Genomic DNA, 17423 nt, shown 5'->3' with positions numbered 1-17423 from the left:
ATTTTGCTTATGAAATAGACAAAAATATCGCCTTTTTTTACCTACGTTAAGATAATAATACTTCATAAATTTAACTTCTAACAATGTTAATTTTCTGTCATTAGATGATTGGTTAATTTTTCCCCGGAATTGCCCGTTTTTATCTCATTACGCAAGTTTACAAAAAGTTAATCCTATAGCATGCAAATCTTATAATCTGATCAAAATCATAAACGAATGGTAATGATAAAAAATTATTTGAAGTGTCTTATACACTTATTTGTCAGAATGTTTATTACTCGTATTAGCAATATTCTTTGTTTTCTTAATTAGGAACAAAGATACCACTATTGCTATTACTGAAAGTAAGCTTGCAGTAAGGAATATGTTTACATAGGACTTGGGAGACGGATAAGTTTCCAAAGGCCCGTTTGTCACATGGTCTGACATATAGACTCCTGCCAATGCTGGTCCAATGGCCATCCCAATGAACAATAACAGGGCTCCAACGCCAACTGAAATTCCTGTAAATTCTTTAGTTGCTCCTGATACCACCAAGTTCCAAGTCGCTGTCATTGTCAGCGACAATCCTGTAGCTACTATTGCCAAACTAGTAGACAACTGGATTCCGCTTGAATGGAACAATGATAATCCTATTCCTCCAGTTAAGCTAATGATTCCACCTATTAATGCTGGTCTTGCACTGCCTATTTTATTGATTATTAATGGGGTTATGCTAGCGAAGATCAAAAATGCAATCATGAATGGAAGTTGAACGTTTGCTGCATCCACAGAGCTACCTCCAAATCCCCATGGGGCCGGGCTTCTCACAATCTGGACTATAGTAGGATATATCATGAACATCGTGATTCCTGTTGCTACTAGCAAAATATATGATGGTAAGAGAACTTTGTGTTTGAGAAGATTCAAATTTACAAATGGGTTAAATATTTTCCTTTCAATTGTAGCGAATAGAGCTAAAGAGATTGCCGAGATAGCAAATGAACTGGATATCAAAGGAATATTCTCATTTGTAATTCCTATTTGTATTGCTGTAAGCGCAATAAGGAAAGATGTGATTGTAGCAGAAAGTGTTATTATTCCTTTGAAATCTAATATGGATGACCTACCACCAGCTTTTGCAGATTTTGTATCATTTGCTTGATTTGATATCTTACTAGGATTATTTTGTTCCTTAACAAATTTGGCTATTAATAAAGCAACAATTATTGAAAATGGTATAATGGCCAAAAATGTGGCATGCCATCCAAAGTGTTGTATAATGGTTGCTCCGATGAGTAGACCTATAACAGAACCGGCCGAATATGCTGACCCAAATACACCTACCGCTATCGATAATTTGGCAGGAGGGAATGTATCTCTTAGTAAACTGAAAGCAGCAGGTATAGCCGCCAACCCAAAACCCTGGATAATTCTGGTCGCGAGCAACATGGTAATGTTATCAGCAAAACCTCCTGCCGCTAACCCTGCAATGTAAACTGCTAAAAGAGTTAGCAATACCTTTTTCTTTCCATATAGATCCGAAAGTCTCCCTGCAATGGGTGTCATCACTGCTGCAACTATGAGATATGCACTAAAAATCCATGCCGCTGTCCCATACGTTATATTAAGATCTGTTATGATGTCAGGGATAGCTGGTAATAACATCGTTTCTGAAAAGAATACTGTTAAAAGAGTTCCACTTAGAATGGCAAGAGTAGTCCATGCATTACGACTGACTACTATTGTTTGATTTATCATATTATTCCGTTTTACATCTTTATTTTCCATAATTGACTTACCTTGTGTTATTAACTATAATAAGGTAAGTATTTAAAATGGTAGGTGAGAGAAAGGTAAGTTGGTTAAGCCCACGTAACCAATATCGCATTTTCTTACATGCTAGATGAAATTCAGTTCTTAGAAAATTCTTGATTACTGTATTTATTATCTAAATTGTATATAAATCAACATTTGGTTGATAAAATTCTGCCTGGATTAGCCTTACTTTCTTTCCACATGATAAACAGTATTTCTCATTCTCTGGGATTCCTCAAATACGCGCGCGGTTACCTTGTTGATTTTAGAAGAGTCGGGATTATCAAAAACCTGTTCAGAGCAGTACTTTATTGAAAAGAGGGCCATTTGTTCTAATATAGGTTGTAACTCCTTGCCCTTTTGAGTCAGTTCATACTCTATTCTTATAGGTGTTTCATTGTAAACCCTGCGGGTTATGAGACCGTCACCTTCCATCTCTTTTAATCGAATGGAGAGTGTTTTAGGGTTTATTTCTTCAATGGTATTTAAAAATTCGTTAAATCTCTTATGACCATTGTAAATCATATTACGTAATATCAGAATCGAAAACTTCTTTCCGATAATGTTGAATGTATTAAAAACCGGACAGCATTTACATGACATATCTTCAAGCATTAAAACCCGCTTGATGTTTAATTTGCCCGTGTCTTGACATTGACTGATCATTCGTTCTTCCAATTAATGTTCCTGCTCCCCTGCAACTATTTGGATAATCTAGTTTAAAAACTTACCTTTATATATCTGCTTTAATTAAGTGATAGACCATACAAAGTAAGAAAAAATCGAATTATCGGTTATTCAAAAATATCAGAGGGTCGGAGTAGTCGATTCGTCTCTAACACTCGAATAATTTGAAGCAGATCCATTATCCATTGCCACATTACAATACTCACAGCTATGATCTACAATTACACCAGCTAGTCTAATTGCAAGTAAATGTGTAAATAATTCATCGGTGAGTTTTGTAAATTCGTCCGGATCTTCTTCTCTGACTCTATTTCGAAATTCGAGCCATTTTTCAATTTTGTCAACATATTCCACCGGTTTTTTTTCACCCTTCAAATCCACATCCTCATATTGGAGTACAACATGACCATCCAATAGATTTGTAATATACTCATCTACATATTTGAATTTATAATCTGATTCCATTGTAATATACTAGTATGTATATTACTATATTACTGTCATCTATTTGCGATACAGTAGACTTTGATTACTGAATGAATTATGTTGGGATACTAACTTTCAAAACGGCTATTTGGAATTAAGTGAAAACTAAAAATGTTTTTACTCACTGTGAAATTGTATTTGTTTAACGAGGTCAGTTATTTTAACATATAATATTATTTTTAGAAGTGGAATTGCTACTAACATGTCTGTATGTCAAAAGTCGTAATAGATCTGAATTTGATTATGATGTTGTCAACAATTATCGAACGGTTTAGTTATGCTCTATCATCTCCAATATATGAATTTTAATTGGATCTGAACTAAATTGCAAAAAGGTTTCATTCTTGTGGTAATAGTGATAAGAATTTAAAAAAATGATAATACTGACATCATTGCTGTCATTTACATAAGTAATAGACAAAGCTTGAGTTCTATATGTTGGTCAAAGTCAGATATTGATAATTATTTCACTTAGGGTTAACTTTACCTATTTACAAAAAAAGCTGTGATCTGTTCATAAATGACAATTTCAATACTCAGGGGATAAAAGGAAACAGATTATTATTTGGAAATAGTAAGTGACGCGATGGATTTTAGTCTTTATCTTTTTTCATCAGCAGACAGTTATCAGATAGTAGAATCAAAATTGAGTATATTCGAATTGAATGATGAATCTAATGTGTTTTATGATCTGTAATGGGATTTTGAGGGTGGATTCAAAAAATTATTCGAAAAGTGTGGTGAGGTATTCTATCCTTCAGTGTCTTTAATTCTGATGGGGTGAGACAATTTATATCTTGAGTGGATGTTGCTCCACCATTTTTTACTTAAAAACTACTAGGTAGTATTTCCATAAGATAGGATAATACCTTGATCATTCTTACTAAAATGATATATGCGCCATGGGAATTTCTAATGATTCTGTTGACATCGTCTTGTCAGGTGCTAGTGGTAGCAAACAATTTATGAATCCTCGTTTTGATACAAATGAATTAATTATCTGTTTGAAATGATTCCGCCTCCGCTATTTAAGGACTAATTTTCTTGAAAACAACACCAATTGGTATACACCTTTCCGTCAATCCTGACAGTCATAGAACTACCGGAGTCTCCATAACAAAACCGATACTCACAGAGTATTTAGAGGGAAAGATGACCCGAATTTGAAATTTCTAGAGTATCCTACTTAGGTTATTTGACTGGGCCAATAAACCTAACAGTTACAGTAATAAATCCAATAACTATCAGTAACCAATTTAAAATATTTTGGAGATATGATTTTTCTGTAGGCTTATTTACCAGAAAATCATAGTTGCATTTGCTAAGGCTAATTTTGACAGACGAAAGAAAGGAAAATGAATAATTTACAATCATACATTCCTTGTAATAAGATACAATGTAACACAATATCCTTTCGTTTAGTAAATCATAAAACTTCAGATTCTATGGATTAAAGATACTTTTAGATCAGTAAAATAGAAAAATCTTATGAAGAATCTTGCATTAGCTTATTTAAATTGAAATTTGTAATAATTTATGGATGTATGATTTAAAGTTATCATTCTTTCTGAATATTGTTTTTATCTTGGGATTGGTTACCATAGCATATCATCAAAATGAATATGTTTTAGGATCTCCAACCACAGCCAAACTTACCAATGTGCCCTCAAATTATACAACATATGCAGATGCTCGATTGGGAGTCAGTTTTGAATACCCTTCAAATTGGACCTTGGATGAAAAAATAAATAGATTTGAAAAAAATTCTGAAGTTGCTGTAATCAATGGTAATAGTTCATTCAGGGTTATGAAATCGCAATCTAACTCGGATGCAGAATTAGTTGAAAAATTAGGCGGACCAAAAGAGATTGTCGAGCTTATTTTGCCTTCAAAGGAAAGAATCATTGGACAAATTGAAGAGAATAAATATTTCATAGATGGTGCTGATACTGCTTCCGTACTAACTGTCTTAGAGGGAATACCTGATGTTCCTGATCGAGGATTAGAAAGAATAATCCTAATACATGATGATGCACTATTTGTATTTACCTATCAAAATATCGTTAGCACATTTGATTCACGACCCAGTCAAGAAGTATTCAATCACATAATAAATTCATTTCAATTTCTTGATGCCTCAAAGCCGGACACCTCGGGTGATATCAATAGCCTTGATAACGGTGATAGTGATGGAGATAGTGATGGAGATAGTGATGGAGATGGAGTCAGAAGCAGTGACACTGCTGACAGGGATAGGGAACGTAGTGACGAGAGTGATAACGACGATGTTGAAGAAAACAATTTGTAAAAATATTAAACAAATTGTCTTTTTAGCCAATCCATGTTTGCTCCATAACATAAATGCTTGAATTCTGTGAGCCTAATTAAATACGGAGAATGGAAAAAGGCATCAATAGGTGTCTCGTTAACCCTTCACGCTTTTGTATTTCCGTAGGGCCTCAATTATGTGATCCTATGGAAATACTTATCACATGAATGTAGCCTTAATCCATCTCTCAAAGTGGGTATTCATCATTTTGATGAGATATTAATCCCATGTGGTAGCAGGAATTATATTATATATTAGTCACCTATATATGGATTTCCAATAATTTCCATTTTAATTACGTTTATGCCATTTTATATCAGAAACCATTTTTTTACTACGGAAAATTCTCAATACTTGTTCTTATTAATATTGGGATTTGAAGTAGTCAGGTATGTGGTTAACTTCTATATGATGTTCGAACTTAGGTATGGTACTTGTAAACAGTAGTTTAGATTTTATTAAGCAAAAGATATATTTTTTTAGATAAAAAGGATTAAAGATACTAAATTATTTGTTAGAAATATTAACAATATCTATAATAATACAATAGATGGTTTTTATTCCTTGATTTCAAACCTCATCAAGGGTAAGAATGACAATTTACCCTATAACCAAATTATTTCAATATTTCCTAAATTGTGATGAAAAATTACAGTGGATCTTATTGGAATAAATAGTATTAATCTCGTGTCAATGTAAAAAAAGATTTGGGCGAATCCAAAATTGTACTTTAAGATACACTGAATGATATAAAGAACTATGTAAAGGTAAAAACTTTGAGCTTTTAATGATATAATTATACAACCAGAGTTATTCTCCTTCAACCAGTAACCCATTATATCCTGTGACTGAGTCAAATACCTTCAATAAATGACTTTCATTTATGTTTAATTATAATAATGTCAATATTTAGAACATGAACTTCTGGTATAACAAGAATGCACCTCCAGTATTTATTGCTAAAAGAAGTAAAACAATTTTACACCCTTTTACTATTGGTAAGTATCATGGTCATACTTTGAATGTTTATCAAGGTTGTCAACATCGATGTGGATATTGTTATGCTACTTACGAATGGTCGCCCGAATTTTATAATAAGATATATGCAAAAAATAATGCACCTGAAATCCTTGAAAATGAAATTAGAAACTGGAGATCTGGTGATATACTACCCGTAATGGTATCTTCAGCAACTGATGCTTATCAACCAGCAGAAATGAAGTTTGAGTTGACTCGTAAATGCGTCAAAATTCTGCAAAAATATGATGTTCCCTACTACATCTTCACAAAATCAACTCTAATTGCTCGAGATTTAGATCTTCATGCAGATTATCGCGATAAATGCTTTATTGTGTGGTCAATTACTACTGCTGATGAGAAAATACGACGCATTTTAGAGCCTGGTACACCTCCTACAGCATCAATGTTTAAAGTTATGGAAAAATTCATTAGTAAACGGATACAATGTGCTGTTAACATCGATCCTATTATTCCACTGGTCACGGACTCTAATGAAAATATAGATACTATAATTTCCCTTTGCAAAGTAGCTGGAATTAAGAATGTTTTTGGTGCATTTCTGCGACTCCGATATGATATTTGGGATCGATTGAAAATGGTGTTTGCGTTATTAAATATGAATTTAGATTTTTCAATTAATCATTACAAAAAGATTTATGGATTTTCAGAACCTCTACGACATGACAATAATTTATCAATGGAGCGTAGTCTCGAATCTACTTTTTTAAATAATATTGCATCCAAAGTTTTAGAAAACGGCATGATCAATGGTTTTCCCGAACTGAAAGAAAATAAATTCCCTTATAATACTAAATTCAAGAACTGTGATAAAAGACAACTTACCTTAAATAATTATCTTGATTCATAATCTGAGTTTCTGTGAAGGCATTCAGATAAGATGGGTTGTATTTTCGACTATTCCAAATTAATCTTATCAGGCTTTGATAATACAACTCCATGAATGGTATGAAGTTTCTTCCTTCGAGAATTGACATTTTTATTCTTAAACTTTGTTTTCAGTTACCTTTCAATTTATTTATTTTTTGGATACGCTTAAATGCGTTTAGGAAGGTATGAGAACACTAGTGTTTATTTTGCTAATAATTTTTCTTGCGTCACTAAATAATGAATCTATCCATGAACTAAGATGCGAAGACGTAAGGATAAGCAAATCATAATCCTGCTGATTTACTTCATTAACTATTTCTTGTACTACATCCCCGATTTTAATCTTGTAAGCGACTTTATTTTTACATCCCGCCTCTTTTATTTTATTGATCTTAGTTTTAACCGATTCGACCAAATCCTCTTCTATTTCTTTTGAAAATATTTGATCAGCCTCAGATGGCAGTTGGATAGCCGATGTATCTTCCGATCGTGGCTTTGTGGATAAGGACTTCGATGAAAATGATGATATTGCCTCTGATGTACCTGATTTTTCATTAGAATTTTTAAACTCAGAAATGTCTGCTAATTGACGAGAACGGTTTACTATTTGTAAGATTGTAATCTCAGCCCCTGACAAGTTTGACAAATATATTGCATAATTGATCGCCTTGTTGGATTTTTCTTCACCATCATGAGTTACAAGTATATTTCTAAAAGTCGGAAATACAACTTCAGAAATTGACTCTGTTGGATCTGGAAACATACTAATCCTAATCTATTAAATTATTTAACGCCAATCTATTTAACCAAAATTTACTTTCTTTTTTTGCTTCCAAGCATAAATTACTATGACTCTGGTTAACTTTTCTATTCTGTCTGGTCATTTCATACAATAAACCTGTACTTGAACTGATAAATAACAATTTTATTACGCAAGAGTTATTTGATTACTCAAATCATCCAAGCAACTAACTATGGTAAACATTGGAATAAAGATTCTCATGCTACAAAAAAATTTTATTGAATTTCTTAGTTTAAGAATGGATCTACTTTATAAATGTAATTTCTTTTTTTGATACACTGGTGATATTATAATACAAAAATTCAATCAATTTATGATTGATGGTCTCTCTGTAAAAAATTTACAAAATAGATTTAGTGAAGGGTGACTGGTCTTTTTTTAATCCTATAACTCATACTTACTACATTTTACAACTTTATTTTACTACTTTTGAAAATTGGTTTGCGAATACACACAATAAGATATTCAATATTATATGGCTTGGAAACAGATAAACTCATGATTTAAGGTTTTACTAAAGACATTCTATTATTGTCAGAAAAAAACAAAATTTGATCTAGCGGATGATACTTCCAAGTTTACCACTTCTATAGTCCTCAATGGCTTGATATATCTCCTCTTTACTATTCATAACAAACGGTCCATACCGTACTATGGGTTCATTCAATGGACTTCCACCAATTAGTAATATTTGTAATACTTCTTTAGCATTGGGAGCGGTTTTAATTATAATGGAGTCTCCGAATTTCTCAAATATTACTATCTGGCCTTTCTTTGCCTGTGGATTATTTTTTTCATCAAATGATGCAATTCCGCTCAATATATAGGCAAAGATGTTGTGTTTTGGATTCACGGGAACTTGAATTGTTGTACCTGGCTCCAGAATTATATGAAGGTATATAATTGATATCTTTGTATCGATCTTTGACTCAGTTTCATTGTATCTTCCTGCGATTACCTTTATTTGTCCTTTTCCTCCTGGAATTTGCACAATTGGAATTTTTGAAGCGGATATTTCTTGATAGCTAGATGCAGCCGACTTGTCTTTTCTGGGCAGGTTTATCCATAACTGCAAGCCGTGAAGTGTTCCACCTTTCTCTATCATAGCTTTTGAGGGCATTTCTGAATGAATTACCCCCGACCCTGCTGTCATCCATTGAACATCGCCAGGATTCAGCCAACCTGAACGTCCGTGTGAATCTTTGTGTACAAAATTTCCGGAGAGCATGTATGTAACAGTTTCAAAACCTTTATGGGGATGATCCGGCGCACCCTTTGCCTCTCCTGGTTTCAAGTCCATCGGACCCATTTCGTCTAAGAGCAAGAAAGGGTCAAAGTGTGATAATGTATTTGTTGGAAATGATCTATGAACTATAAACCCTTCTCCCTCTGTTGTTGTTACGCTGTCAATTATTCTATTAATTAATCTAATATTAAATGTATTTTTACTATTCTTAGGTGTTATCCTTTTATTTTCATTTTCATTTTCATCATTATCTGCGGTATTATTAGTATGGACGTCATCCCGTCTATTTTCAAAAGTTAATTTTTCCACATTCAGTATACCACTAAATATTATTTAACTTTAGTAGTAATTAATTACTTAGTTAGTAATAATTAGTGAATATAGAATTTGTCTTATTTTATGTACAGCAATCATTTGTTCTCTTTCTTTTCTAAAAAGAAGAATAAATGATCCTTGGCAAAAAATCAGTCAATATCAAAATATCCTGTAATCATTACTCTATTTATGATTATCTGGATGAATTATCTATGAAGTGCAATATACAATATCTGTCCTAATTACCAATTTAACAATAATTTTCTCAAAGTCATTCTAAAAAATCACATAATTTAAACATAGTTCCTTAGAATTTGATGTTTAATGGAATGGATCCGTGCGAAGAAGGTGGTCAAGATAAATGGTGAGAGTAATGTAATTATTATCTAGTCATTTTCTGAATACTACGCAATTTAATAATGCTTAATACATGCGATTACGTCATGTCTGAACAAATTAAAAACTCAAATCAATGTGGGCATCTGAAACAAGTGGACCTGGCCAAGGATGTCGGCAATACAAAAGGCTGTGAAGAGTGTGAAAAAATAGGCTCTAATTGGGTTCATTTGCAACTTTGCTTAACATGTGGTCGCGTAGGCTGTTGTGATTCTTCTCCCAATAAACATGGCACAAAACACTATCATTGTACTAGACATCCAATAATCAATTCTTATGAACCTGGCGAATTTTGGAAATGGTGCTACCTCGATCAGATTTTTATCGAATAATGATTCAGGGTTAAGATGAATTGAATGAAAATATCAATCAAAAATGAAAATAAATCCAAAACGAAAAATAATGATATAAAATTAGATCCTGTTCCTAAAATCCTTCCCCTACCAAACGGGCCTTTGTATTTGCATAATAATTTAAAGCCAATGATCGTTGAAAATTTGCAAAACTCACGGGGAGAAGCGTTGTATAATGTGAGAGGTGTAGCATTGTGTAGATGCGGCACTTAAAAGAATAAACCATTTTGTGATGGTTCTTATAGCATGATAAAATTCGTTACTGAGAATAAGACTGAAAGTAATGAATTATCTGGGATCAGAAAGTCGAAGAAAAGTTATGTTGGATCTGCCATAACTATACATAATAATCGCTCATTGTGTTCTCATGCCGCCCATTGTGTTAAAAAACTCTCCTCTGTATTCAGACTAAATTCGAGACCTTGGATTAATCCTAATGGTGCTACCAAAGACGAGATCATTGAGAGTATCCGTCAATATCCGTCTGGAGCATTAAGTTATTCATTGGAGAGTATAGAATTCAAAGATGTAGAAGATCGAAAACCTCTAATTACTGTTTCAAACAATGGTCCTTATGTGGTATCAGGTGGTATTGAATTGTTAAATGATACAAAAATTGATGATAATGCATCAAAAGAACATTATACTTTATGCAGATGCGGCGCTTCCAAGAATAAAGCAGTCTGTGACGGAACACATATTAGTATCAATTTTAATGATGAAATAAACTAGTGGAATCCACGTTTGACATATCTTATCATCTATTTTATTTTGTAGAATGATTTTATGTTCGCCTTGATGACTTTCTGCAACTGATCAATTTACTGCTCCTAAATCCAATGGATTGAACCATTGTATTTATTAAACAAAAACTGGAAAGTCGCGAACACGATGAAAAAGTTTTGAATTCATCATGACTAAATAATATATGTGAAGAGAAACTAGTTTAAATTTAGACTTTGCCCTGCTTTTTGTTTATGTGGATAAATAGTTTTGATAGTTTTGAGCTTTTTGATACCTTCTCATAATAGATGTGGTAAAGGAAAATGTATGTTTAGATGAATAAACCTTGCCAGTAAAATGAGAAGCATATTATCTACTGGTAATTAAAAGTTGGCAATCTTTATCTTATTGTACTGTTTATGTAAATCAATAAAGCATTGGAGAACAGTTTATTTAATTAAACATTCCTCAACCTTGCTCTTGTTCTATACTTACAAAATGAAATAAGAATAGTGAAGATTGATCCATCTTTTTTATCACTATAATTTTCATTTCTCTTAATATTAGAGTACGAGGAATTGATGGTCTTTACAAATCGTTGTTTTATTATTCTCAAAAGGGAAAGTCAGTATTGATGTTCCCGTTAAATGATAGCATAGCAAAAGATGAATGAGAAGACGATTTTAATAAATTAGTATAAATAGGTGTTTTGAACCCTACATGTTTTTACATTCTGTATAAATAAACGCATTCGTGAGTTATTTGAACAAGAGATTAACACTTTTACCTTTAATTAATTCACTGTTGCTTATGGCATGAATGTAAATTACTATTGTTTACCTCCCATTCATCGCGTATGTTCCTTTGGCGAGGGTCCTTTTTTTTACACCTGATAATCATTTATAGATTACATTACAAGAATTTTTAGATATTCTCATTGATCCTTTTAACTCTTATTTTCATTTGCATCAGATGTATGACCCGTATGAGCATTTGTAATATTTAATATACTTCTTCGCCTTTATTGTAATGTTGTATATCTAGCAATAGTCAAATTGTTTAAAATTATTTTCTTTTTTTATATTCTTCACAGAATCAAAATGATCTTTTAGCTAGACGTTATTTCCCTAGATGATAGTACCAAGAATTATTTATATTAAGTCAATATTTAACACAACTAAAAGTTTTGGTAATCAACACAAATGTAGTAGAAGTCATTGTTTTGTCATACAAACTATCTGGAAGAATTTTGACATCTATTACACAATCATCTTGCAGCGTGATTGAAATGCTCAAAGGGTGCATGCTAGTAGTACTCATTTAAACAAATTGTTATTTAAAACTGATCATAATATTCCAATAAAATTGAGATAATTCGACTGAAATTTAGATTTAGATTTAATAGAACAAAGACTTTTTTGTCTGAATATTGAATCAATGCATCCATATTATTTGATTTCATTTCTCACTGTCAGCGACTTTATTCTAAATGTCATTTGTTAGTTCCATTATTAAGTTGGCTTTCCATTATATCATATATAAAAACAATCAAGATCAAAAATATTTAGTTGAATGGATTTGCATGACAACAAGAATTTTGACTCTGCAACCAGAAAATTCTTCGAGGATAAGAATATTGCTTTTGTAACAACTTTGATGAAATATGGATCTCCCCAAATAACTCCGGTATGGATTGACATAGCGGATGATTCAATTCTTATTAATACTGCAATGGGTAGAGTAAAACAAAAAAATATTGAAAAAGATCCGCGAATTGCTATTTCTGTGGTGGATAGAAACAATATTTATCATATGGTCAGCATACGAGGAGAAGTAACGGAGCAAATTACTGGACAAGAGGCCGAAGATCATATTGATAAAATGGCAAAAAAATATTTGGATAAAGATACATATCCATTGAGAATTGAAGGAGAAGAGAGGATCCTGTTAAAAGTGACTCCTAAAAAAGTGGCTGTTAAGTAGTGACCCGAAAGTTTTAAAACACTGCATTTGATTCCAAAGTATTTTTTCTAATCGTTACCTTGGATCCCTTAGCCATTGGTTTTGATATCCATCTACAATAAATTCACCTGCTAGTATTTTGTTATGGAGATCCAATCTTGGTCCAATCACTCGATAGAGATATTTGTGTTATAATCTAAAGGTATTTGCAAAAAAATGTGGACTAAATATAATCAAAAAAAGTAATAAAACTTCTACCTAAAAATATAGGGTCTATTACATTGTTGAGTTGCTGGCCATATCAGTTGAGTTATCATAACTCATAGTCATATTGCCATGGTCCATCGGCATGGTTGAGTTACCATCCATTGTCATGGTCATGTTGTCTTGTGCAAATACTGGTGCCATCATAGCTCCTCCCATGAGAGCAGCTGCTGCAATTACGCTCAAAACTACAAATGCGCTAAATTTATTCATACAAGAGAAAATTAATGTAATAGTATATAATTTCTTTGTTTATTACTACTCTATTAATATAGAAAAAAACTTCATAAAGACTAAACACCTTGTATTGAAAGAGCAAAGATTTTTGATGTTTTTTGATGTCGTATATTACGCTGCTGTCTAGTGGTAGCAATTATTATTGATGTAATATATTGTGCTTTTAACCCTAAGTTAAGTTAAAGAAATGTATAATTATATGGCCATAAAATTACAGTTAGGATTTCTTTTGCAATGTTGTATGAATATGGAGAAAATCTATTTTATAAAATTACCTGACCATTTATTATCTTCAAAATTCTAGTAGATAGATGGATATGCAGGAAATATTAAATAAAATTTACAAATGGACCGAATTAGCAGGTCTAAAGTTAGATCAAGATGAGTCACTGGGGGAATCTTTTGGGATAGATTTTATTGGCTCTGTAAAATCAAATGATTTTGGCTACAACATTGCAATTTTCAAAAGTGAAGAGCTTATCAAACTATCCACTTATTATCGATTTAATGAAAATACTTTTAATGTTATTTCCAAATTCAAAGATAAAGGTTTTGAATTTCTTAGCGATATCCAATTAGCACTCTTGCAAATGAATTTAAACTATGCATTCTTGGATAAAAATAACCCATCTGATACCCAGGTTGATATTAAAGATATTGAAATAGAGAATTTGGAATCGATTGAAATAAGCAAGACAATTTATTTTGATGGGTTCAACAAGAATTTATATTATGATACGATTGAAAGTATTGTCCATGCCGCCCAAGTAATTACTTTACTGTTTAAGAAACTAGATATGAAAAATTTGGTTTAATCATAGATAATTAGGTATGGTTGATTATTGATTTTAAGAACAATAATGGTGATGCACATATCTTTTCTTACATGACTGCAAGAAGAAACTTATAATATTCTTTTTGGTCTTTTGATACACTCTCCTCATAGTTCGTTTTTTGATTTTGATTAATGAATTGCGATTCTATTTGTACCTGTTATTTGAATTAAATGAGGCATTTTGTTAAAGTTTAATATCCCTTTTAAGAACAAAATGATCACATCAAAGTTGTCAAGTTTTGTTCAATTCTTAAATAAAGTACTTTGATTAAGATATGATATTACTATATGAGTGGCGAAAATTGGTATAAGTTAGGGACAGTCGACGATTTTAAGGATCCATCTCTTAGAGAAATTAAGATCAATGACAAACTTACCATTGCTTTGTCTTTTTGTGATGAAAAATTTGGTGCTATTTCTAATATTTGCAATCACTTGGGAGGGCCCTTAGGAAAAGGGAAATTATCTGAAGATTATGTGGTGTGTCCTTGGCATAACTGGAAATTTCATCGAATAACTGGATTTGGCGAGCCTGGATTTGAAGATGATAGAGTTCCTCGTTATAGGCTTAAAATCGAGAAGAATGATTTATACATCGATCTCAATCCTACTACAACTCGAAATAAACTACCACATCCTTCTCATCCTATATCTAGAGAACCTGTACGTACCTCTGGTCCTATTAGGGTAGTAGGTATCTCTACCACAATAATGGACAAACAGAATCCCCGATATTCAACCTCTGAAAAATTGCTCAAAATTGCCTTAGAATATGCAAAAAATGATTTGAATTGCAATACTATGTTGATAAGCTTAAATGATCTGAACTTTAAAAGCTGTGAGGGTTATTATTCTAAAAGTGCCCAAGCTTGTACTTGGCCATGCTCTATTACACAAATGGATTCTAATGATCAATTGGATAAGGTTTACGAAGCACTTGTCCATTGGGCTGATGTCATTATTTTGTCAACTCCAATTCGGTGGGGTGCGGCAAGTTCACTGTATTATAAAATGGCTGAACGACTAAATTGTATTCAGAATCAAATCACCGTCAGAAATAAAATCCTTATCAAGAATAAGATAGCCTCCTTTATTATAACTGGTGGTCAGGATAACGTTCAGGATGTTGCTGGCCACATGCTTGGCTTTTTTGCAGAACTTGGTTTCCTATTTCCTCAATTCCCGTTCATCGCTCATTCTAGAGGGTGGTCTGCAGAAGATATGGAAAATAATATCTCCGATGTTGAGAATAGTAGTGATTTAAAAGAAGGCGCAAAGGATTTGGCTAGGAGAAGTGTAGAAATGGCTAGAATAATCATAGCAAGTGATCTTGTCAAACAAAAAATTGTACTTTCAGGAAGAAAAGCTAGAAAAATAGAAATGAAAAAATAATTAGATCCTTCTTTTCATCCTTAGCCAAAGATCTTTTGCCAAAACGAGACAATTACTTTCAAATCCTATGTGTTATAGGATTTATTCACAATAATATTTGGTGTATCTTAAAATGAGAGATTTATACAATGAGCTGATGAAAACAATAGATAATTACCCATTAAAAGATTCCATTAGTCATTTGAATATCATAGACATTATAATAACCTCAAATGATGTTGATGCAAAAATGACAACTTTCTAGATTTCATTATTTTGCAAATACTTTTTTTTAAATATGCAATTTTATATAAAGTCACATCTTGGATACAATGATAATTTTGTCGCCTTCACTATCTCTTATCCTTTTTATCCTAGTATATCTAAAAACAGTGTAAATTATAACCCTGTATAAACTTTGAACAATTTATTTACTAGTTTGAAATATGGTTTCATTTTTTTCTTTTATTCTCATAAATTAAGGGATCTGATTGTTATAATAGTCTTCACACCGGAGCCATTTCTCCATTACCTAGTTATAGAAAATATCTCATTATTCTTATTATACTATAGTAATTTTTTTGTTGTTCTTTGATTAGAGAAAGATCCATTATACTAAAGAAAAGATTGCTATTTCAACAAATTATCAACTATTAAATTGTGAAATTCAGTGTCTGACAAATCTTTCTTAAGTTTTGAGTATTTTGTGGCGTCAGATCCAATTGGCACCCTTAATAAATTTCCCGAATATTCTTTACTGTTTACTTTTGTATATGATGCTAGTATTTCGGTAGCGACCAAGTTCGGACCGGGAGCTTTACTCATGGCATTAAAGTAAAACTCTAAGAATTTAGCTATTGTTTTATTGTATAGAGATTCAGACGATTTTTGATTCTCAGATTCATTGTTTTTAATAATCTTGCCATTCTTATTGATATCATACTTAAAATCAGGAACAACAAGGTCTTGTACAAATTCAGTATTAATTACGCCTGGTTCTATCAACACTACCTTAATACCTAATGGGCCTAATTCATAAGATAATGCCTCTGATATTCCCTCCACAGCATATTTTGTACCGCAATAAATGCTCTGAGAAGGAAATCCTGCTATACCTGCAAGCGAACTTATATTTACTATCGTTCCACTACACTGCATTCTCATTGCAGGAAGGACATTTTGGATTACCCTTATAATGCCAAAGACATTTGTCTCGAATTGACTCTTGATATCTTGAATTGATAGATCCTCAACAGCACCAAAAAGACCATAGCCAGCATTATTTACCACAACATCTATTCTGCCATAACTTTTTACAATATCTGAAATAGTATTTTTCACCGAAAAATCGTGATTGACGTCCATTTCATACACTTTTAGCGAAATCTTTTCTTTTTCTGCTTTTTTTTCAAGTTCTTTAGATTTTTGCGTGTCTCTCATGGTAGCACAAACAATAAATCCATTCCTACCAATCTCTAAACATGTCTCAAATCCAATACCTGATGAACTACCCGTAACAACAGCCACCTCAGTGTAATTTTCGGACATATGTTAATAGACTAATTAATACAACAGTAAATGTGTTTTTTTAAAAAATCAAGATCTAATTACTTTACTAGAATCAGAACAATGAAAGGATGAAATAATGTCTATTTATCAGCTCGAATCTAAATAGTTTCTGCAAAATTCAATATAGTATTAGATCACGTTGG

General features: G+C 32.2%; 15 protein-coding genes. 8 read left to right on the top strand and 7 right to left on the bottom strand.

The genetic code is table 11. The features are described 5' to 3' along the window. Positions 1-255 precede the first annotated feature (255 nt). From F1Z66_RS03685 to F1Z66_RS03675, 3 genes are all read right to left on the bottom strand, one after another. Entirely contained in the window at positions 256-1770 is a 1515-nt protein-coding gene (locus F1Z66_RS03685; RefSeq protein ID WP_149862255.1) for an MFS transporter, read from the bottom strand. 213 nt (positions 1771-1983) lie between these two features. Then, entirely contained in the window at positions 1984-2475 is a 492-nt protein-coding gene (locus F1Z66_RS03680; protein ID WP_230207436.1) for a winged helix-turn-helix transcriptional regulator, read from the bottom strand. A 129-nt stretch (positions 2476-2604) separates the two neighbouring features. Beyond that, a complete protein-coding gene (locus tag F1Z66_RS03675) occupies positions 2605-2949 on the bottom strand; it encodes a hypothetical protein (RefSeq protein ID WP_149862254.1) in 345 nt (114 codons plus the stop codon). 1561 nt (positions 2950-4510) lie between these two features. Here F1Z66_RS03675 and F1Z66_RS03670 point away from each other — a divergent pair. Continuing rightward, a complete protein-coding gene (locus F1Z66_RS03670) occupies positions 4511-5278 on the top strand; it encodes a PsbP-related protein (RefSeq protein WP_149862253.1) in 768 nt (255 codons plus the stop codon). A 937-nt stretch (positions 5279-6215) separates the two neighbouring features. Beyond that, on the top strand, positions 6216-7187 hold the full coding sequence (locus F1Z66_RS03665) for an SPL family radical SAM protein (protein ID WP_149862252.1): 972 nt from the start codon (positions 6216-6218) through the stop codon (positions 7185-7187). A 195-nt stretch (positions 7188-7382) separates the two neighbouring features. Here F1Z66_RS03665 and F1Z66_RS03660 read toward each other — a convergent pair whose 3' ends face one another. Both F1Z66_RS03660 and F1Z66_RS03655 read right to left on the bottom strand, forming a co-directional pair. Beyond that, positions 7383-7970, bottom strand: coding sequence for a universal stress protein (locus F1Z66_RS03660; protein WP_149862251.1), 588 nt, complete (start codon positions 7968-7970; stop codon positions 7383-7385). 595 nt (positions 7971-8565) lie between these two features. Continuing rightward, entirely contained in the window at positions 8566-9474 is a 909-nt protein-coding gene (locus F1Z66_RS03655; protein ID WP_149862306.1) for a pirin family protein, read from the bottom strand. 539 nt (positions 9475-10013) lie between these two features. On the opposite strand from F1Z66_RS03655, the gene F1Z66_RS03650 reads away from it, so the two are divergent. The 4 genes from F1Z66_RS03650 to F1Z66_RS03635 all read left to right on the top strand — a co-directional run bounded on the left by F1Z66_RS03650 (position 10014) and on the right by F1Z66_RS03635 (position 13025). Next, positions 10014-10298, top strand: coding sequence for a UBP-type zinc finger domain-containing protein (locus tag F1Z66_RS03650; protein ID WP_149862250.1), 285 nt, complete (start codon positions 10014-10016; stop codon positions 10296-10298). A gap of 24 nt (positions 10299-10322) precedes the next feature. After that, positions 10323-10532: a hypothetical protein gene (locus F1Z66_RS03645; protein ID WP_149862249.1), complete on the top strand. Its 210-nt coding sequence runs from the start codon at positions 10323-10325 to the stop codon at positions 10530-10532. A gap of 33 nt (positions 10533-10565) precedes the next feature. Continuing rightward, positions 10566-11051, top strand: coding sequence for a (4Fe-4S)-binding protein (locus F1Z66_RS03640; protein WP_149862248.1), 486 nt, complete (start codon positions 10566-10568; stop codon positions 11049-11051). A gap of 1569 nt (positions 11052-12620) precedes the next feature. Continuing rightward, entirely contained in the window at positions 12621-13025 is a 405-nt protein-coding gene (locus tag F1Z66_RS03635; RefSeq protein ID WP_201448605.1) for a PPOX class F420-dependent oxidoreductase, read from the top strand. A 255-nt stretch (positions 13026-13280) separates the two neighbouring features. Here F1Z66_RS03635 and F1Z66_RS03630 read toward each other — a convergent pair whose 3' ends face one another. After that, a complete protein-coding gene (locus F1Z66_RS03630) occupies positions 13281-13481 on the bottom strand; it encodes a hypothetical protein (RefSeq protein WP_149862246.1) in 201 nt (66 codons plus the stop codon). Between the two features lie 341 nt (positions 13482-13822). Between F1Z66_RS03630 and F1Z66_RS03625 the strand changes: the two genes are divergently transcribed. Continuing rightward, on the top strand, positions 13823-14320 hold the full coding sequence (locus F1Z66_RS03625) for a DUF2299 family protein (protein WP_159357550.1): 498 nt from the start codon (positions 13823-13825) through the stop codon (positions 14318-14320). Between the two features lie 308 nt (positions 14321-14628). Then, positions 14629-15732 carry a Rieske 2Fe-2S domain-containing protein gene (locus F1Z66_RS03620; protein WP_149862244.1) on the top strand — a complete coding sequence of 368 codons (1104 nt, stop codon included), beginning with the start codon at positions 14629-14631 and terminating at the stop codon, positions 15730-15732. 609 nt (positions 15733-16341) lie between these two features. Here the strand turns inward: F1Z66_RS03620 and F1Z66_RS03615 are convergent. After that, positions 16342-17259, bottom strand: a complete 918-nt coding sequence (locus F1Z66_RS03615) for an SDR family oxidoreductase (RefSeq protein WP_149862243.1) — start codon at positions 17257-17259, stop codon at positions 16342-16344. Positions 17260-17423: the final 164 nt, after the last annotated feature.

This window comes from Candidatus Nitrosocosmicus agrestis, from assembly GCF_008389435.1.
Classification (GTDB): domain Archaea; phylum Thermoproteota; class Nitrososphaeria; order Nitrososphaerales; family Nitrososphaeraceae; genus Nitrosocosmicus; species Nitrosocosmicus agrestis.
This window is presented reverse-complemented; position numbering and strand designations above follow the sequence as displayed.

Bases quoted from the DNA above. Each gene is read 5' to 3' on its own strand.
- F1Z66_RS03660 (WP_149862251.1), bottom strand. From the start codon at position 7,970: ATGTTTCCAGATCCAACAGAGTCAATTTCTGAAGTTGTATTTCCGACT.
- F1Z66_RS03615 (WP_149862243.1), bottom strand. From the start codon at position 17,259: ATGTCCGAAAATTACACTGAGGTGGCTGTTGTTACGGGTAGTTCATCA.
- F1Z66_RS03630 (WP_149862246.1), bottom strand. From the start codon at position 13,481: ATGAATAAATTTAGCGCATTTGTAGTTTTGAGCGTAATTGCAGCAGCT.
- F1Z66_RS03685 (WP_149862255.1), bottom strand. From the start codon at position 1,770: ATGGAAAATAAAGATGTAAAACGGAATAATATGATAAATCAAACAATA.
- F1Z66_RS03675 (WP_149862254.1), bottom strand. From the start codon at position 2,949: ATGGAATCAGATTATAAATTCAAATATGTAGATGAGTATATTACAAAT.
- F1Z66_RS03645 (WP_149862249.1), top strand. From the start codon at position 10,323: ATGAAAATATCAATCAAAAATGAAAATAAATCCAAAACGAAAAATAAT.
- F1Z66_RS03625 (WP_159357550.1), top strand. From the start codon at position 13,823: ATGCAGGAAATATTAAATAAAATTTACAAATGGACCGAATTAGCAGGT.
- F1Z66_RS03620 (WP_149862244.1), top strand. From the start codon at position 14,629: ATGAGTGGCGAAAATTGGTATAAGTTAGGGACAGTCGACGATTTTAAG.
- F1Z66_RS03665 (WP_149862252.1), top strand. From the start codon at position 6,216: ATGAACTTCTGGTATAACAAGAATGCACCTCCAGTATTTATTGCTAAA.
- F1Z66_RS03670 (WP_149862253.1), top strand. From the start codon at position 4,511: ATGTATGATTTAAAGTTATCATTCTTTCTGAATATTGTTTTTATCTTG.
- F1Z66_RS03640 (WP_149862248.1), top strand. From the start codon at position 10,566: ATGATAAAATTCGTTACTGAGAATAAGACTGAAAGTAATGAATTATCT.
- F1Z66_RS03650 (WP_149862250.1), top strand. From the start codon at position 10,014: ATGTCTGAACAAATTAAAAACTCAAATCAATGTGGGCATCTGAAACAA.